The organism is Alistipes muris, assembly GCF_943193205.1.
GTDB classification, from domain to species: domain Bacteria; phylum Bacteroidota; class Bacteroidia; order Bacteroidales; family Rikenellaceae; genus Alistipes; species Alistipes muris.
Map to the genome: position 1 here is coordinate 192,510 of NZ_CALPDD010000002.1, position 18,392 is coordinate 210,901.

General features: G+C 59.3%; 11 protein-coding genes. 2 read left to right on the plus strand and 9 right to left on the minus strand.

Features of this window, described 5'->3' with window-relative positions:
• Nucleotides 1–3: 3 nt before the first annotated feature.
• Nucleotides 4–1,029: a phenylalanine--tRNA ligase subunit alpha gene (pheS, locus tag NFR47_RS02340; RefSeq protein ID WP_251213976.1), complete on the minus strand. Its 1,026-nt coding sequence runs from the start codon at nucleotides 1,027–1,029 to the stop codon at nucleotides 4–6.
• Between the two features lie 89 nt (nucleotides 1,030–1,118).
• Between pheS and NFR47_RS02345 the strand changes: the two genes are divergently transcribed.
• Complete coding sequence (locus tag NFR47_RS02345; RefSeq protein ID WP_251213977.1) at nucleotides 1,119–3,443, plus strand: patatin-like phospholipase family protein; 2,325 nt, start codon at nucleotides 1,119–1,121, stop codon at nucleotides 3,441–3,443.
• A 67-nt stretch (nucleotides 3,444–3,510) separates the two neighbouring features.
• Here the strand turns inward: NFR47_RS02345 and NFR47_RS02350 are convergent, their stop codons facing one another.
• The 6 genes from NFR47_RS02350 to kbl all read right to left on the minus strand — a co-directional run bounded on the left by NFR47_RS02350 (nucleotide 3,511) and on the right by kbl (nucleotide 12,023).
• Nucleotides 3,511–5,535 (minus strand): M13 family metallopeptidase, encoded by a 2,025-nt coding sequence (locus NFR47_RS02350; RefSeq protein WP_251213978.1) that lies wholly within the window; start codon nucleotides 5,533–5,535, stop codon nucleotides 3,511–3,513.
• Nucleotides 5,536–5,613: 78 nt separating this feature from the next.
• A complete protein-coding gene (locus NFR47_RS02355) occupies nucleotides 5,614–6,876 on the minus strand; it encodes a phosphoglycerate kinase (protein WP_251213979.1) in 1,263 nt (420 codons plus the stop codon).
• A gap of 347 nt (nucleotides 6,877–7,223) precedes the next feature.
• Complete coding sequence (locus tag NFR47_RS02360; protein WP_251213980.1) at nucleotides 7,224–8,543, minus strand: ABC transporter permease; 1,320 nt, start codon at nucleotides 8,541–8,543, stop codon at nucleotides 7,224–7,226.
• A gap of 139 nt (nucleotides 8,544–8,682) precedes the next feature.
• Nucleotides 8,683–9,603: an ABC transporter ATP-binding protein gene (locus NFR47_RS02365; protein ID WP_251213981.1), complete on the minus strand. Its 921-nt coding sequence runs from the start codon at nucleotides 9,601–9,603 to the stop codon at nucleotides 8,683–8,685.
• Between the two features lie 748 nt (nucleotides 9,604–10,351).
• On the minus strand, nucleotides 10,352–10,825 hold the full coding sequence (locus NFR47_RS02370; RefSeq protein ID WP_251213982.1) for an Lrp/AsnC family transcriptional regulator: 474 nt from the start codon (nucleotides 10,823–10,825) through the stop codon (nucleotides 10,352–10,354).
• A gap of 10 nt (nucleotides 10,826–10,835) precedes the next feature.
• Nucleotides 10,836–12,023 (minus strand): glycine C-acetyltransferase, encoded by a 1,188-nt coding sequence (gene kbl, locus NFR47_RS02375; RefSeq protein WP_251213983.1) that lies wholly within the window; start codon nucleotides 12,021–12,023, stop codon nucleotides 10,836–10,838.
• A gap of 1,093 nt (nucleotides 12,024–13,116) precedes the next feature.
• Here kbl and mnmG point away from each other — a divergent pair.
• A complete protein-coding gene (gene mnmG, locus NFR47_RS02380) occupies nucleotides 13,117–14,997 on the plus strand; it encodes a tRNA uridine-5-carboxymethylaminomethyl(34) synthesis enzyme MnmG (protein ID WP_251213984.1) in 1,881 nt (626 codons plus the stop codon).
• A 143-nt stretch (nucleotides 14,998–15,140) separates the two neighbouring features.
• Here mnmG and NFR47_RS02385 read toward each other — a convergent pair whose 3' ends face one another.
• Both NFR47_RS02385 and metG read right to left on the minus strand, forming a co-directional pair.
• On the minus strand, nucleotides 15,141–16,154 hold the full coding sequence (locus tag NFR47_RS02385) for a branched-chain amino acid aminotransferase (protein ID WP_251213985.1): 1,014 nt from the start codon (nucleotides 16,152–16,154) through the stop codon (nucleotides 15,141–15,143).
• 30 nt (nucleotides 16,155–16,184) lie between these two features.
• Nucleotides 16,185–18,227 carry a methionine--tRNA ligase gene (metG, locus tag NFR47_RS02390; protein ID WP_251213986.1) on the minus strand — a complete coding sequence of 681 codons (2,043 nt, stop codon included), beginning with the start codon at nucleotides 18,225–18,227 and terminating at the stop codon, nucleotides 16,185–16,187.
• Between the last annotated feature and the right edge of the window lie 165 nt (nucleotides 18,228–18,392).

Here is an 18,392-nt window from a genome sequence, read left to right on the forward strand (position 1 = left end):
CATTCAGAGCGCCTCGTCGAACTGGTGCAGGAAGCGCACGTCGTTCTCGAAATAAAGGCGCAGGTCTTTCACTCCGTATTTGAGCATGGCGATGCGTTCAATCCCCATGCCGAAGGCGAAGCCCGAATACTTCTGCGGGTCGATGCCGTTGGCCTCCAGCACATTGGGGTCGACCATGCCGCATCCCATGATTTCGAGCCATCCCGTACCCTTGCAGACCGGACACCCCTTGCCGCCGCAGAGGTTGCACGACACGTCGACTTCGGCCGACGGCTCCGTAAAGGGGAAGTAGGAGGGGCGCATGCGGATAACGGCCTGCTCGCCGAAGATTTCCTTGGCGAAGTAGAGCAGCGACTGCTTCATGTCGGCGAACGACACCCCCTCGTCGATATAAAGGCCCTCGATCTGGTGGAAAATGCAGTGCGCGCGATAGGAAATCGCCTCGTTGCGGAACACGCGGCCCGGGCAGATCACGCGAATCGGCGGTTTCTGATGCTCCATGGTCCGGACCTGGATCGACGAAGTGTGGGTCCGCAGCAGGATGTCGGGATTCTTCTCGACGAAGAACGTGTCCTGCATGTCGCGGGCCGGATGCTCGGGCGGGAAGTTCAGCGCCGAGAAGACATGCCAGTCGTCCTCGATTTCGGGGCCCTCGGCCACCGTGTAGCCCAGCCGCGAGAAGACCTCGACGATTTGGTTCCGCACCAGCGAAATGGGATGGCGCGACCCTAACTGCTGCGCCGAACCGGGCCGCGTGAGGTCGCCCGACGAAGCGGCCGTGTCGCTCACGGCGTTCTGCAGCTCCTCGCGCAGGGAACCGATGCGCGCCGTGGCTTCGTTTTTGAGCCGGTTGAGCTGCTGGCCCAACTCCCGCTTGAGTTCGGGAGCCACCGTCTTGAACTCCTCCATGAGCGCGTTCAGTTCGCCTTTCTTGCCCAGAATCCGGATGCGGAATTCCTCGATTTCGGCCGCGGCCTTGGGTTTGAACTCTTCGACAAGTCGCAGAAGTTCATTGATTTTGTCGGTCATATTTTGTCAGTTTATCCTTTTTGCCTACTTTTGGCTTCCCCCGCCCTGCGGAAAGGGGCTTTAACATGCAAAGTTAGAAAAAATTTCAGATGCACCGCAAATATCTTTTTCTTCTTCTTGCCCTCCTCCCGGCGTTCGGCCCTGTCCGCGCCCAGGAGCCGGCTCCCGCGGCCGGCCGCCACGGCATAGGCGTCGTCATGAGCGGCGGCGGCGCCAAGGGGCTCTACCACATCGGCGTACTCGAAGCGCTCGAAGAACAGGGCGTGCCCATCGACTGCGTGGCGGGAACCTCGATGGGCTCCATCGTCGCGGCCATGTACGCCGCAGGCTATTCTCCGGCCGAAATGCGGGCCATCGTCTCGTCGGGCGTGGTCAAGGAGTGGGTCTCGGGGCGCATCGACCCCACCCGCTACCTCTCCTACCACCGGCAGCTGAGCCGCAAACCCTCCATCGTCAGCTTCCGGTTCGACATGAGCAAGCCCAGCGGCAAGTTCCGCGTGCCGACCAACCTGATTTCGTCCACCCAGATCGACATGGCTTTCGCCGAGCTTTTCGCCCCGGCGACGGCCGCTTCGCGGGGCGATTTCGACCGGCTGATGGTCCCGTTCCTCTGCGTGGCGAGCGACATGAACCAGCGCGTCCCGGCCGTCCTCGACAGCGGCGACCTCGGCGAAGCGGTCCGCTCGTCCATGTCCATCCCGCTGGTGTTCAAGCCCATGACCCGCGATTCGATGCTGCTCTACGACGGCGGCATCTTCGACAATTTCCCGTGGAAGCCGCTCGACGAACGGTTCCGGCCCGAATTCATCATCGGGTCGATCTGCACCAAGGGCAACGCACCCCCGAGCCCCGAAAGCAGCCTGTTCGACCAGGCGTTCATGCTGGCCATGCAGAACACCGACTACACCCTGCCCGAAGAACGCAGCGTCACCATCCGCCGGGGCATCGAGGTCGGGATGCTCGACTTCGACCAGGCCGATGCCATCATGGACACGGGCTATGCCGATGCCATGGCCGCCATGCCGCAGATTCTGGCCCGCATCGGCACACGCCGCACCCCCGAGCAGAGCGCCGCCCGCCGCGAGGCTTTCCGCGCCCAATGCCCGCCGCTGATCTTCGACGACTACCGTTTCGACGGTCTCACTCCGGCACAGCGCGCCTACATCCGCGACATCATCAAGGTCGACCGCCGCACGTCGGGCGGGCAGCGCGAAATGGAGTTCGGCGAACTGCGCGACAACCTTTACAGCGTGCTGGTCGACGGCGATTTCACCATGGAATACCCGTCGGTGCGCTTCGATTCGGTCCGCGACCGCTATTCGTTCCGCACCCGGCTGGGCAACAAACCCAATTTCCGGCTCACGATCGGCGGCAACGTCTCCTCGACCCCCTTCAACCAAATCTATCTGGGAATCGACTACCAGGCCGTCGGCCGCACGGCCCAGCAGTTCGACCTCGATCTCTACCTCGGCCCGCTCTACACGTGGGGCACCGTCGGGGGCCGCACCGACTTCTACATGCGGTATCCGGTCTTTTTGGAGTATTCCTACGTCTTTTCGACCAGCAACTACGGCCACGGCTCGTTCGGCCGACTCACCAAGGTCGACAACATCCAGTCCGTCAAGGAGGGCCAAAGTTTTCTGACCCTCGGAGCCGGAATTCCGCTCACACGCCGCAGCGTGCTGATGGTCCACGCCAACGGCGGCCGCATCAACTACCGCTACGAATCCGAACGCCAGCCCGCCGACGACACCGACCAAACGCGCTTCAACTTCCTTGGGGTCAAGGCCGAAGTAGCGCGCAACACGCTCGACAAATTCCTCTATCCGCGGCGCGGCACCGACCTTTCGTTCTCGCTCGTCTATGTCCGCGGGCTCGACAAGTTCCGGCCTTTCGAGACGCACCGCTTCACCCAAAAACGGACCCGGCAATGGTTCGGCGGTCGCTTTTCGTGGGACGCCTATTTCGACATCCCGGCGTGCCGCTGGTTCTCGCTCGGGTTCGACATCGACGCCGTAGCCACGACGCTGCCCGACTTCACCACCGATGCCGCGACCCTCATGGCGATGCCGGCCTACGCCCCGGTCTCCCACGCGCGGATGATTTACATGCCCGATTTCCAGGCCCGGCGGTTCATCGCCGGAGGAGCCATGCCCACTTTCGACATCCTGCCCAACTTCTTCTTCCGCACGGGCATCTACGCCATGTACCGCGAACGGCACGACTTCCCCACGCTCTCCGGCCGCCCGGACCGACAGTGGCACTACATCGCCGAGGCTTCGCTGGTCTACCATACGCCCATCGGACCCGTGAGCCTCGCGCTCACCAAATACGACCTCCACGACTGGAAAAATATGTATCTGACGTTCAACCTGGGGTACCCCATCTTCGCCCCGAAAGGAACGTTTTATTAAGGTGAAAGGTGAAAAGGAGAGACCCGGCCTGTGAAAGCCGGGTCTCTCCTTTTCGTCGAAAGCGTGTCTACCAGATAATCACCCGCTTCTCCTCGGGCAGGAACATCGCGCCGTCCGTAATGCCGAACGCGTCGTAGAACGACTGCAAGTTGCGCAAGGTGGCATTCACGCGCCATTTGCCGAGCGAATGCACGTCGATTTTGGTCAGACGGGCGATCTCCTCGTCGCGGATGTTCTGGGCCCACAGCGTCGCATAGCCCAAATAAAAGCGCTGGGCGTCCGTAAATCCGTCGATCGGGACCGGGGCATCCTTACCCTCCAGCGAGTTGTTATAAGCCGTCCAGGCCACGCGCAAACCGCCCTGGTCGGCAATGTTCTCGCCGAGCGAGAGCGAACCGTTGGCGTAGAGGGCCGGCTGACCGTCCTTGGCGGGCAGTACCTCGATGGCGTCGAACTGCTTGACCAGCACGTCGGTCTTGGTCTTGAACGCTGCGGCGTCGGCGTCGGTCCACCAGTTGTTCATGTTGCCGTCCTTGTCGAAATGACGGCCCTGGTCGTCGAATCCGTGGGTCATTTCATGACCGATGACCACACCGATGGCTCCGTAGTTGACCGCATCGTCGGCCGCAGGATTGAAGAACGGCGGCTGGAGAATGGCGGCCGGGAAACAGATTTCGTTGGTCGTGGGGTTGTAGTAGGCATTGACCATCTGAGGCGGCATGTGCCACTTGGCCTTGTCCACGGGCTTGCCCAGCTCGGCGAAGTTGTCGGCCGTATACCACGCGTTGGCCCGCTTGAGATTCTCCCAATAGCTCTTCGTCGGGTCGATTTCGAGCGTCGAATAGTCTTTCCACTTGTCGGGATAGCCGATTTTCACCGTGAACGAAGCCAGCTTCTCCTGCGCGCGGGCCTTGGTCTCGGCCGACATCCAGTCCAGCGCGTCGATATGCTGCGAAAGCGCCGTCTGAAGATTCTTCACCAGCTCCAGCATCCGGGCCTTGTCCTCCTCGGGGAAGTACTTGGCCACATACATTTCGCCCACGGCTTCGCTCAGCAGCGAGTTGGGCACCGACATGGCGCGCTTCCAGCGGGGACGCTGTTCCTGGCGGCCCGACATCTGACGGCCGAAGAAGTCGAAATAAGCCGCGTAGGTGTCGTCGTCCACGTAGGGCGCCGCGCTGGTGATGGTCTGGGCCGCGAGATAGTTTTTCACCGTTGCAATCGGCTCGGTCTTCAGCAGGCGGTTCACAGCGGCCAGCACCTCGGGCTGACCCACGATGATACGGTCGAATTCACCGCAGCCCACGCCTGCCAAGTAGGCGTCCCAGTCGATGGCGTCGTAACGCTTCATGAACTCCTTCTTCGACATGGGGTTGTACATCGCAGCCACGTCGCGCAGCTGCACATTCGAGCGGAACGCCTCGGCCATCTTGGTCTCGAAATCGAGCACCGACGCGGCGCGCTCGTCGGCCTTGTCGAACCCGGCCAGCGAGAACAACTGCGTCAGACAGGCGACATACCCCTCGCGCAGGGCGGCATTTTCCGCATCCAGGTAATAGTCGCGGTCGCCCATGCCCAGTCCCGACTGCGAAACATAGAGCGCATTCATGTTGCTGTTCATCAGATCGCTCTCGACGCCCATCGCAAAGAGCGGATTGCCTGTCGTCCGGTGCAGGTCGGCCACCACGGGAGCGGCGTCCTTGACGGTGCGGATGCCGCTAATGCGGTCCAGGTCGTCCTTGACCGGGGTGAGCGCCTGCGCGTTGAGCCGCGCCGAATCGAGCCCCATTTTGTAGAGGTCCGAAATCTTCTGCTCCACGGAACCGGGCGCAGCTTTCTGGGCCGTCATCCCGGCAAACAGGTCGTTGATGCGCTTCTCGTTGTTGTCGCGCAGCATGTCGAACGACCCGTAACGCGAATACTCGGGTTTGAGCGGATTGTTCTTCTGCCAGCCGCCCGTGGCATACTGGTAGAAATCGGCGTTGGGCGCCGTGGCGGTGTCGAAGTTCGCCGCGTCGATGGCCGGCGTCTTCGGAGCGTTGTGGCAGCCTGCCATACAAGCCATTGCAGCCATCATAAGAATTCTTTTCATTCGGTTGTCGTATTTTTGTGTGTTCCGGTTTCTTCTTTCCGACGAAAAAAGCCGCCTTTCGGGCGGCCTTTTTCTGATTTAGTCGCGGATGGCCGCTACACCCGGCAGGTCGCCGAACTCGATGTATTCGAGCAGCGCGCCGCCGCCCGTCGAGATGTAGGAGACCTGGTCGGCCAGGCCGAACTTGTTGACGCAGGCCACCGAATCGCCGCCGCCGATAAGCGAATAGGCGCCGTTCTTGGTAGCCTCGGCGATGGCGAGCGCCACCTCCTTGGAGCCCGTAGCGAACTTGTCGATCTCGAACACGCCCACGGGACCGTTCCACAGGATGGTCTTGCAGCCGAGGATATGTTCGCGGAAAGCCTTCTTGCCCTCGTCGGCGATGTCGACACCTTCCCAGCCGTCGGGAATGTTGTTGGCCGGAGCGGTCTTGGTGTTGGCGTTCTGCGAGAAGTCGTCGGCAATCAGTGCGTCGGGCGACATGACGAGCTTCACCCCTTTCTGCTTGGCCAGCTCCAGAATTTCGAGCGCCACGGGGAACATGTCGGGCTCGCAAATCGACTTGCCGACCTTACCGCCCTGCGCCGCCGCAAAGGTGTAGGTCATACCGCCGCCGATGACGATCGAATCGCACTTCTCGATGAGGGCCTTGATGACCCCGATTTTCGACGACACCTTCGAGCCGCCGATAATGGCGCAGAACGGACGGGCGGGATTCTCCATGACGGCGGCGATGGCCTTGACCTCGCGCTCCATCAGGTAGCCGAACATCTTGTCGTTGGGGAAATACTTGGCAATCAGATAGGTCGAAGCGTGCTTGCGGTGCGCCGTGCCGAACGCGTCGTTCACATAGCAGTCGCCCAGCGAAGCCAGCTTCTTGACGAACTCTTTCTGCGGACCCTCTTTCAGCGCTTTCTTGGCCGCGTCCTTCTCCTCCTTGGTGGCGTCCTCGGCCAGACCGCGGGGCTTGCCCTCCTCCTCGGCGTAGAAACGCAGGTTTTCGAGCAGCAGCACCTCGCCGGGCTTCAGATTCTTGGCCATCTCGGCGGCCTTTTCGCCCATGCAGTCGCCTGCGAAGAGCACCTTGGTCCCGAGGTTTTTCTCGATAGCCGGAACGATCTGCTCCAGCGAATACTTCGGGTCGGGGTTCTTCTTGGGACGCCCCATGTGCGACATCAGAATGACCGAACCGCCCTCCGACAGCACTTTCCTGATGGTCGGAATGGCCGCGCGGATGCGGGTGTCGTCCGTCACCTCGCCCTTGTCGTTGAGGGGCACATTGAAGTCCACGCGAATCAGCGCGCGCTTGCCCTTGAAATCGTAATTGTCGATCGAAATCATAGCCGTTTGATTTTTAGTTATATCGTTATGCTTTCTCTGTCTCCGTGGAAGATGCCGCAAATTTATGAAAAATTTTTCGCAAATCTGTTATTTCTCTAACACAATCATATTCCATGCCCGCAACGGGGTTTCCATGCAGTCATAATCCGCACGGGGTTCGGCGGCTCCTCAGAATGACAAAGGGCAGCAGTATGTCATGTTGAGCGATAGCGAAACATCTGCGGTCATTAGATTCTTCGCTGTGCTCAGAATGACACTTGTTTCAGATTCTTAACCACGCTGCGCTTGTTTCCCTCCTCCTTGCTCGGCATAGCCTCAACCGCAAAGTTCACCTTTCACGTTTCACCTTATCTGTACCTCACCCACCGGACCAGCTCCTTGAGGGTCGGTTTCTTGCCGTACATGAAAATTCCCACGCGGTAAATCTTCGCGGCGAGCCACACCATCCCCACGAACGAAACGTAGAGCAGAGCCAGCGACAGACCGACTTCCCACAACGGGATGTCGTAGGGGATGCGGGCCATCATCACCACGGGCGAGGTCAGCGGAATCATCGAGAACCAGAACGCCAGCTGCGAATCGGGGTCCTTGATAACGGCCAGCATCGCCAGCAGGGCCAGGATGATGGGCAGCGTGATGGGCATCTGCAGCTGCGACGCATCCTGCACGTTGTCCACCGCCGAGCCGACCGCCGCAAACATCGCCGAATAGAGCAGATAGCCCCCGAATACGAAGAGCAGCAGGCAGACGAATATCTTCACCACATAGCCCATGTCGGTCATCGCCGCCACGGCCGACAGCATGTTCGGGTCCACACCGCTCGCAGCGGCCGCCTCGGGCATCCCCGCCTGCATGGCCTGCGCTCCGGCCATCACGTCGGACGGCATCAGCGAGGGAATCAGCACGCTGCCGGCCCCGCATATCAGCACGCCCCACACCACGATCTGCACCACGGCCACGAGCGCCACGCCCAGAATCTTGCCCAGCATCAGGTCGAACGGCCGCACCGACGAGACCATGACTTCCAGCACGCGGCTGTTCTTCTCCTCGATGACCGACTGCATGACCATCGAACCGTAAATCAGCAGGAACATGTAGAGCATGAAACCCAGCACGTAGCCCAGCGCCGTAGCCACCACCGACGACTGCGCCTGCGAATCCTCCTCCTGCGACTTGTCGTTGCGGTAGGTCTGCATCACGACCGTCGTCTTCACTTCGTCGAGTATCTGCGAGAGGTTCTCGATGTTGTAGCCCTTGAGTTTTTCGGCTTCCAGGATCTGTTCGATTTGGCCCGTGATGTTGCTTTCGACCGTCAGCGACGACGACGAATTGGCGTACAGACGCACGCTGTTGGGGTTGGTCAGAATGTCGCGACCGATGCAGAGCACCCCGAAATAGTCGGTCAGCTCGCGCCGCGCTTCATCGGGAGCAAGGTCCGTCGGCTCGAACACCAGTTCGTCGCCGTTTTGCAGCCGGGACGCCACCAGGCCGCTCTCGTCGACCACGGCAATCCGCTTTCGGTCGCCGCGCGAAAACTGCATGATGAGCGCCGGGGCGGCCATCAGACCGAGCATCAGCACAGGCATCAGCAGGGTAGTGACAATGAAGGATTTCTTGCGGACGCGCTCGTTGAATTCGCGCCCTATGATAAGCAATACGTTCGACATGGATTTATGCGTTTATATTGTTTTTCAGGCAGTTTTTCATCGAGAAACAGCGACATTCCGAGCATTCTTCCGTTCTCCCGTCCTTTCTGTCATTCCGAGGAGCATTGCGACGAAGAATCTTACGGGGCAGTCTCTCACCTTACAAAGTGCCGTTCACGGCCCGGATGAAGATGTCGTTCATCGAGGGGATGATTTCGCGGAACGAACGCAGCTCGACAGTCTCGTTCACCGCCGCGATGACCCCGCGGACCTCGTCGTCGTGCTCCACATGCAGTTTCAGCGTCCGGTAAAGCGATTCTTCGGCCGCGCCCTCCAATATCTCGCAGCGGTCCGCGAGCGCCTGCCGCAGGGCGCTTTCCTCGCCCCGGTAGGCCACCTCGAAGATATTCGCCCCGTGCCGGCGGCGAATGTCGTCGACCCGGCCCGAAAGAATGTTGCGCGACTTGTTGATCAGCGTGATATGGTCGCAGATTTCCTCCACCGACGACATGTTGTGCGTCGAGAAAATGACCGTAGCCCCCTTGTCGCGCAACGCGAGTATCTCCTCCTTGAGCAGGTTGGCATTGATGGGGTCGAAGCCCGAGAACGGCTCGTCGAAAATCAGCAGCTCGGGCTCGTGCAGCACCGTGACGATGAACTGCACCTTTTGGGCCATGCCCTTGGAGAGCTCCTCCACCTTCTTGTCCCACCAGTTTTCGATGCCGAACTTCACAAACCACTGCTTCAGCCGCGCCGTCGCATCGCGCCGCGACAGCCCTTTCAGCCGGGCGAAGAAAAGCGCCTGTTCGCCCACCTTCATCTTCTTGTAGAGACCGCGCTCCTCCGGCAGATAGCCGATGCGGGCCACGTCGTCCGGGCGGATTTCGCGGCCGCCGAAAAACACCCGGCCGCTGTCGGGGGCCGTTATGCGGTTGATGATTCGGATCAGGGTCGTCTTGCCCGCTCCGTTCGGACCCAGCAGGCCGTAGACCGACCCGCGGGGTATGGCCAGCGATACGTCGTCCAGCGCCGTGTGGCGGGCGTAGCGTTTCGTGACATGTTCTGCCGTCAGCAAATCCATCGTTTCGAGTTTTATTCGGATTGGTTTGTTTCGTTTGCACAAGTGCCTATGGAATCGGGGCCGTCATTCCCGGGCGTTCGTTGGTCGTTTCAAACGTTTCCTCTGATTCTGAGGAGCTCTCTCTATCATTCTGAGCGTCAGCAAAGCACCTTTCCTGTGGTACAGGTGTTAACTTCGCAACGCTTTGCGTTGCCATCTGCGGCGGCCCGCATCGAAGATGCGTCCGGCCCCAGCCGCCGCAGATGAATAGGGCCAATTGTCCGGTTCTTACTTTGTGCGGGTGAGCTTCTCCCGGTGGCCGAAACCCTGCCGTTTTCACGAATGCGGACCTCGTAGAAACCACTGCGGACTTAATTGGGACAGTCCGCCATAGTTCCGAACCGGGCGCCGCGCCGGCGTCCTCGTCCCGTCATTCTGAACGGCGTTCAAAGTCTGCAACGATTCGGCCGGACCCCGCCTTTCTGCGACAAATGTAAAAACAAATTTTTGAATATCAAAAAATTTTTATCGTAATTCGATAAAAACAACCGCTGCCTGCCGACGCCGCAGCCAACAAAAACCCTCCGGACACGCATTCGCATCCGGAGGGTTTCCTTTCGGGCAGGTTTTCTACCTCAGCAAAGACTAAGCAACCTTGGCTCTGTACCCGGCCTATCGAAAACATTCGTATCTATAAGACCTGCATTCCGCCAGTTGCCCCGAACCAACCTTGGCCCGGTCGGCTTCAGTCCGAGCAGCCCGGCAACGCCTACTCCTCGATGAAATCAATGTTTACCTGCCGCTGGAACGATTCGTCCAACGAAATGGTGGTCTCGGTAGCCGCAACACCCTGGATGCGCAAAATCCCCTCGAAAATCGTCTGCATGAGGTGTTCGTTGTCCACACAATAAAGTTTCACCAGGATGTTTCCCTGCCCCGTGACGAAATGGCACTCCACGATTTCCGAAATCTCCTTGAGCCGCTCGACCGTCGGCTTGATCATCTGCGGGTCCTTGAGCGTGATGTTGATATAGGCGCAGACGTCGAATCCCATCACCTTGGGGTCCACGATAAGGCGGCTGCCCAGAATCACGCCCGAATCGGTCAGCTTGCGGATTCGCTGATGAATCGCGGCGCCCGATATGCCGCATTCGCGGGCGATTTCCAGAAACGGCATCCGCGCGTTGGCAATCAGATACTTGAGTATCCGGCGGTCTATGGCGTCCAGATTGGCTTTCGACATGGCTTTCTGTTTATTCGATGACTTTGAGTTCCTTGCCCACTTTGACGAAGGCGGCGATGCAGCGGTCCAGCTGGTCGAACGTGTGCCCGGCGGATACCTGCACCCGGATGCGGGCCTGCCCCTTGGGCACGACAGGGTAGTAGAATCCCGTCACGAAGACCCCTTCGTCCTGCAATTTCGCCGCAAAATCCTGCGACAGCTTGGCATCGTAGAGCATGACCGCACAAATCGCCGACTGCGTCGGCTTGATGTCGAACCCGGCCGCCATCATCTTCGTGCGGAAGTGTTCCACATTGGCCACAAGCCGGTCGTGCAGTTCGTCGCTCTCTTTCAGCATCCGGAACATCTCGATTCCGGCGCCCACCACGGCAGGGGGCAGCGAATTCGAGAACAGATAGGGGCGCGAACGCTGGCGCAGCATATCGATAATCTCCTGGCGGCCCGTCGTGAAGCCGCCCACCGCGCCGCCGAACGCCTTGCCCAGCGTACCCGTCAGAATATCCACCTTGCCGCGCAGGTTGTACAGCTCCGTGATTCCACGGCCCGTTTTGCCCAGCACGCCTGCCGAATGGCATTCGTCGACCATCACCAGCGCGTCGTATTTCTCGGCCAGTTCGCAGATTTTGTCGAGCGGCGCGGCATTGCCGTCCATCGAGAACACGCCGTCGGTGCAGATGATGCGGAACCGCTGGGCCTGCGCTTTCTTGAGACACTCCTCCAACTCGGCCATGTCGGCATTGGCGTAGCGATAACGCACCGCCTTGCACAGACGCACGCCGTCGATTATCGACGCGTGGTTCAGCGCATCCGATATGATAGCGTCCTCCTCGGTCAGCAGCGGCTCGAAAACGCCCCCGTTCGCATCGAAACAAGCCGCATAGAGAATCGTGTCCTCGGTCCCGAAGTAATCCGAAACCGCCTTTTCGAGCTCCTTGTGGATGTCCTGGCAGCCGCAGATGAAACGCACCGACGACATGCCGAAACCCCGGGCGTCCATCGCTTTCTTGGCCGCTTCGATCAGCCGGGGATTGTCCGACAGACCCAGGTAGTTGTTCGCACAGAAGTTCAGCACCTTGCGGCCTGCGACCCCGATTTCGGCACGCTGCGGCGATTCGATGACCCGTTCCGTCTTGTAGAGCCCGGCAGCCTTGATTTCGGCCAGCTCGTGCTGCAAGTGTTCCTTGATTTTTCCGTACATGGCAATTTATGTTTTTTGTTCTTCGTCTTCCCGACAGCCCGGCTTCGCGGCCCGAAAGGGTAGGGCCGGACAACAAACAAAGGTACGATTATTTTTTTATTATCCGTTCTCCGGGGGCTATTTTCATACGGGTTTTCTCGCCGTGGCGCAGTCCGGCCTGCCGAAAAAGCCCGGTTCCCCGCCCGCAGCTACCCGCAAAAAAGGAGAAAAAGCAGTCGGCAGATGCTGGACGCAGCGCACGGAGCGCCCGACACCTCGGCGGCCCATGCCCAACGGCGTCACGCCGCTCGCGGTGATACCCAGGATGGCCGCACCATGATCGCCGGCAACGTAGGGCGACGACGACCAATAATAGCCTTCCGTACCGACAGCTATCAAAGTTCCCTTCTCGCGGAAGCGGTAGCCCGCAGCAGGCGCTCAAGCAATCGCTCGGATGAACGTGTCGGAGAATCGCAACGGAAGCCCCGGCACGAACTGGAATGAATAACTGACGGCACAAATGAACTATCCTGTCAGGCCGAGAAAAGGCTGAAACGTTCTCCATGCCAGCCGACTAATCCGCCCGAAAAACGGTTCAACCGGCCTACTAAATCGTTTTAGCACCTCGGCGGTATGCCGCCAGCGGATTGCTGAATCTGCCTGGCCACGCTGGCAGCACCCTTTCGACGAGCCGCCGGCACACCGAAGCCGTTCGGACCTGCCGCCGGGACGGGAAAAGGGGCGTGAATGAGCCGTAACCCATGCCACTCCGGGCCAGAAAACTGCTTTTTATCCGAAGAACAAAGATAATCACAGCGAAGCAACCCGAACGGCTTGCGACCAAAAAACGACATTTCAGCGCAGTTTTTTTTACGGTCCACCAAACGATTTCGGTCTCCAGCCTACCAAACAACACCCAATATTTCCGGTAAGCCCGAAGCAGAGCCGAGCAAGAAAAAAGCATTGACACCACCAGGGGGGGGGGCACGGTTCTGCCCTCAAAAAATCCGCCTGCCGCCCGCCGATAGCGAATAAATCATTACCTTTGCCGCGGCCCGATTCTTGGCTTGCAACGCAGCAGGGGAGGGCGACACCCGTTAACACCCGATTTGCCATGCTCGAATACGACATCATAGTGATAGGCGGCGGACACGCCGGATGCGAAGCGGCTGCGGCCGCGGCACGCCTGGGCTCGCGCACGCTGCTGCTGACCATGGACATGACCAAGATGGCCGCCATGTCGTGCAACCCGGCCATCGGCGGAGTAGCCAAAGGTCAGATTGTCAGAGAAATAGACGCGCTCGGCGGACAGACGGGCCGCATCACCGACCTCACGGCCGTGCAATTCCGAATGCTCAACCGCTCCAAGGGCGCCGCCATGTGGAGCCCGCGGGCGCAATGCGACAAAACGCGCTTTTCGGAGGAGTGGCGCCGTACGCTGGAGAACACCTGGAACCTCTATATCTGGCAGGATGCGGCCACGGAACTGCTTTTCGACACCGTAGCCGACCGACCCCGCGTTCGGGGCGTCCGCACCCGCTTAGGGGTGGAATTCGCCTGCCGGGCCGTCGTGCTGACCGCCGGAACGTTCCTCGACGGGATGATGCACTGCGGCGATTCGCATGCCGAAGGGGGCAGGGCAGGGGACGCCGCATCGCACGGTATCACGCAGAGCCTCAAGGCCTTGGGGTTCGAGACCGGACGCATGAAAACGGGCACGCCGGCCCGGCTGGACGCCCGGACCATCGACTTCGAGGCCCTCGAACTGCAAGAAGGCGACGAACACCCGGCCAAGTTTTCGTTCTCGGCCGACACGCACCCGGTCGAAAATCAACTGCCGTGTTTCCTGGTCTACACCTCGCCCGAGGTACACGAAATTCTGCGCCGGGGCTTCGACCGCTCGCCCCTTTTCAACGGCACGATTCAAGGCATCGGCCCCCGCTACTGCCCCAGCATCGAGGACAAACTGCGCACCTTCGCCGACAAGGACCAGCACCAGCTATTCCTTGAACCTGAGGGACGTACGACCAACGAATACTACCTCAACGGCTTCTCGTCGTCGCTCCCGTGGGAGATTCAGCTGGAAGCGCTGCACAAAATCCGGGGACTGGAAGACGTCCACATTTTCCGCCCGGGATACGCCATCGAATACGACTATTTCCCGCCGACCCAGCTGCACCATTCGCTCGAAACCAAGCTGGTCGACGGACTCTATTTCGCAGGGCAGATCAACGGCACGACCGGCTACGAAGAAGCGGCCGCCCAGGGACTGATGGCAGGCATCAACGCCCACCGGGCGCTGAAAGGGGAGGAGCCCATCGTCCTGCAACGCGACCAGGCCTACATCGGAGTGCTCATCGACGACCTGGTGACCAAAGGCGTCGACGAACCCTACCGCATGTTCACCTCGCGGGCCGAATACCGGATTCTGCTCCGGCAGGACAATGCCGACCTGCGGCTGACCCCGCTCGGTCACGAAATCGGCCTTGTCAGCCGCAAAAACTACGACAATTTCCTCGAAAAAAAATCGTTCGTAGAATCGCTTATTTCGTTCGCCCGTGACCGGAGCATCAAAACAAGCGAAATAAACGACTATCTGAAAACGGTCGGTTCGGACCCGCTGACCCAGGGCCGGAAGCTCAGCGACATTCTGATGCGCAATAATGTGACGTTCGAGTCGCTCCGAAAAGTGCTGCCGGCACTCGAAAAGTTCATTGCCGAAAACCGGATTCCGGCCGAAGCTGTCGAAGAAGCGGAAATACAAATCAAGTATAGGGGATACATCGAACGCGAAAAATTTCTCGCCAACAAACTGCATCGGCTCGAAAGCATCGCTATTCCGGACAACTTCGACTATTCGCAGATGAATGCGCTGACCATCGAAGCGCGTCAGAAACTTGCCCGCATCCGTCCGGCGACCATCGGGCAGGCGTCGAGAATTCCGGGAGTATCGCCCGCCGACGTCAACGTGTTATTAGTGAAGTTCGGCAGATAGGGTAGGGTTCCACGTGGAACGAACGCCATCACCAAGGCCCAGACCGCCGTCCACAAACCAAGACACCTCATACACGTTCCACGTGGAACAAAATGCGGCCCATCCGAAAATCGGACGGGCCGCATTGCTTTACAGCAAAAGAACTACAAGACTATCGTACACCAACCGTGCTTATCCTCGACACGGCCGTACTGAATATCCTGCAAAAGATTATACAGCCTCATCGAAACCGGGCCGACCTCCTCACTGTATTGATAAACCTTATTGGTCTGCATGTCGAAAATCTTCGACACGGGCGATATAACGGCAGCCGTACCGCAGGCTCCGACCTCCTCGAAAGTCGACAGTTCTTCCAGCGGAACATCACGCTCCTCGACCGTCATCCCCATGTCGGCAGCAAGCTGACGCAGCGACATGTTGGTAATCGACGGCAAAACCGACGGCGATTTGGGGGTAACATACTTATTATCCTTGATGCCGAAGAAGTTGGCAGCACCGAATTCCTCGATCTTCGTATGCGTTTTCGCATCCAAATAAAGCACGTTCGAGTAGCCCAAATCGTGGGCGTTCTTACTCGAATAGATGCTCGCCGCATAGTTGCCGCCGACCTTTACGTCGCCTGTTCCACGTGGAGCAGCGCGGTCCTGTTCGCGGTCGAGAGCCACCTTGATGGGCTTGATACCCTCCTTGAAGTAGGCGCCGACGGGCGACGCATAGATGATAAGCAAGGCGTCATTGGCAGGCTTGACACCCAATCCGGCCGTAGTGCCGAACATGACCGGACGCAAATAGAGCGAAGCACCCGTTCCATAAGGCGGGATGAATTTCTCGTTGCGGCGCACCACCTCCATGCACCCGTCGACAATCATCTCCATCGTCGGAAGCGGCAGGCACAGCCGCTCGGCCGAAGAACGCAGGCGGCGGGCATTGTCGGCGACCCGGAAAAGCCGCACCTTGCCGTCCTTGCCGCGGAAAGCCTTGAGCCCCTCGAAGAGCTCGATGCCGTAATGCAGGCACGAGGCGGACATGTGCATGCGGATGTACTCGTCGGAAGTGACCTCCATCGCACTCCACTTGCCGCCGGAAAAGGTATAGCGAACGTTGCAGTCCGTTCGGGTGTAGTCGAAGCCCAATGCGCTCCAATCCATATCAGCCATAATGCTAAGTTTTAAGAATTCGATTTTTTTTCAGCCGACAATCGCTCCGGCCGCCGTCTTCTCGCCGGGCCCGAGCAACCGCAGCCTGCCGTCGGCATCTTCGGCCATGAGAATCATGCCGCGCGAAAGAATGCCCTTCAACTCGCGGGGTTCGAGGTTGACGAGGACCAGCACCTGCCGGCCGACCAACTCCTCGGGCGAGAAATATTCGGCGATGCCCGAAACGATTTCGCGGCGGTCGATACCCGTGTCGACGGTGAGTTTGAGCAGTTTCTTGGTCTTTGCGACCTTTTCGGCCGCAAGAACGGTCGAAACCCGGATGTCCATCTTCTGAAAATCGTCAAAAGAAACGGCATCTTTCTGCGGCTCGGCCTGCTGTACCGATTCGGCCGCCCGGTTGGCTGCCTTGGTCGCTTCGAGCTTGTCGAGCTGGCGCTGAATCACCTCGTCCTCGATTTTCTCGAAGAGCAGCGCCGGCTCACCGATACGATGGCCCGCAGGAATCAAATCGGTCGCACCGAGACGCTCCCAGTCGAATTTGTCGACCGCGAGCATCGCAAGTATCTTCCGGGCCGAGAAAGGCATGAACGGCTCGATGGCGACGGCGGTGTTGGCCGTAATCTGCAACGCGACGTAAAGGATGGTCTTCACCCGCTCGGGGTCGCTCTTGACGACTTTCCAAGGCTCCGTATCGGCGAGATACTTGTTGCCGATGCGGGCGATGTTCATCGCATCCTTGAGCGCCTCGCGGAAATGGTAATTCTCGATATTCTTTTCGAGCGAACCTTTCACGGCCGCCACCTCGGCAATCGTCTCGCGGTCGTAGTCGTTCAACCCGCCGCAAGCCGGAACGATGCCGCCGAAATATTTCTGGGTCAACACCAGCGCCCGATTGACGAAGTTGCCGAGCACGGCGACGAGTTCGTTGTTGTTGCGGGCCTGGAAATCCTTCCAGGTGAAATCGTTGTCCTTGGTCTCGGGAGCGTTGGCGCAGAGCACGTAACGCAGCACATCCTCCTTGCCGGGGAACTCGTCGAGATACTCGTGCAGCCAGACGGCCCAGTTGCGCGAAGTGGAAATCTTGTCGCCCTCGAGGTTGAGAAACTCGTTGGACGGCACGTTTTCGGGCAGAATATAATCGCCGTGCGCCTTGAGCATCGACGGGAAGACGATGCAATGGAAGACGATGTTGTCCTTGCCGATGAAATGGACCATCTTGGTGTCTTCGGACTTCCAATACTTCTCCCAATCGGGTGTAAAGTCCTTAGTAGCAGATATATAACCTATCGGAGCGTCGAACCACACGTAGAGCACCTTGCCCTCGGCCCCCTCGACAGGCACGGGAATGCCCCAATCGAGGTCGCGGCTGACGGCGCGCGGCTGAAGCCCTCCGTCGAGCCAGCTTTTGCACTGCCCGTAAACGTTGGTCTTCCACTCCTTATGGCCGTCGAGAATCCACTCGCGGAGGAATGTTTCGTACTGATCCAAAGGCAGATACCAATGTTTGGTCTCGCGCAGGACGGGCACCGAACCCGACACGGCGCTGTGGGGATCGACCAACTCCTCGGGCGAGAGGGTGGAACCGCACTTCTCGCACTGGTCGCCATAGGCGCGGTCGTTGCCGCACTTGGGACACGTACCGACGATATAACGGTCGGCGAGGAACGTTCCGGCCTCCTCATCATAATACTGCATGGAGGATTTCTCGATGAACTTGCCCTCGTCGTAGAGCTTGCGGAAGAAATCGGACGCCGTGACGGCATGCGTAGGCGACGAAGTGCGCGAATAGATGTCGAACGACATGCCCAGGCGCTCGAACGAATCCTTGATGATCCGGTGGTAACGGTCGACAATCTCCTGCGGCGTGACCCCTTCCTTGCGGGCCTTGATGGTGATGGGTACACCGTGCTCGTCCGATCCGCAGACCGACACGACGTCGCGGCCCCGCAGACGCAGGTAACGCGTGTAGATGTCGGAGGGGATATAGACGCCCGCCAGATGGCCGATGTGCACGGGACCGTTGGCGTAGGGGAGAGCCGAAGTAACCAGGTAACGCTTGAACTCTTTAGACATGACTTACAAAATATTGCTTTCCAAGGTCAAAAGTAGTGAATTTAATTCACAAAAAAGCAACCCGGACGACAATTTGCAAAAAAGCAGTCGGCAGATGCTGGACGCAGCGCACGGAGTCGCCGAATGCTCGATCTGTGACTGCAAGCGGCGACACATTGTTCGCCC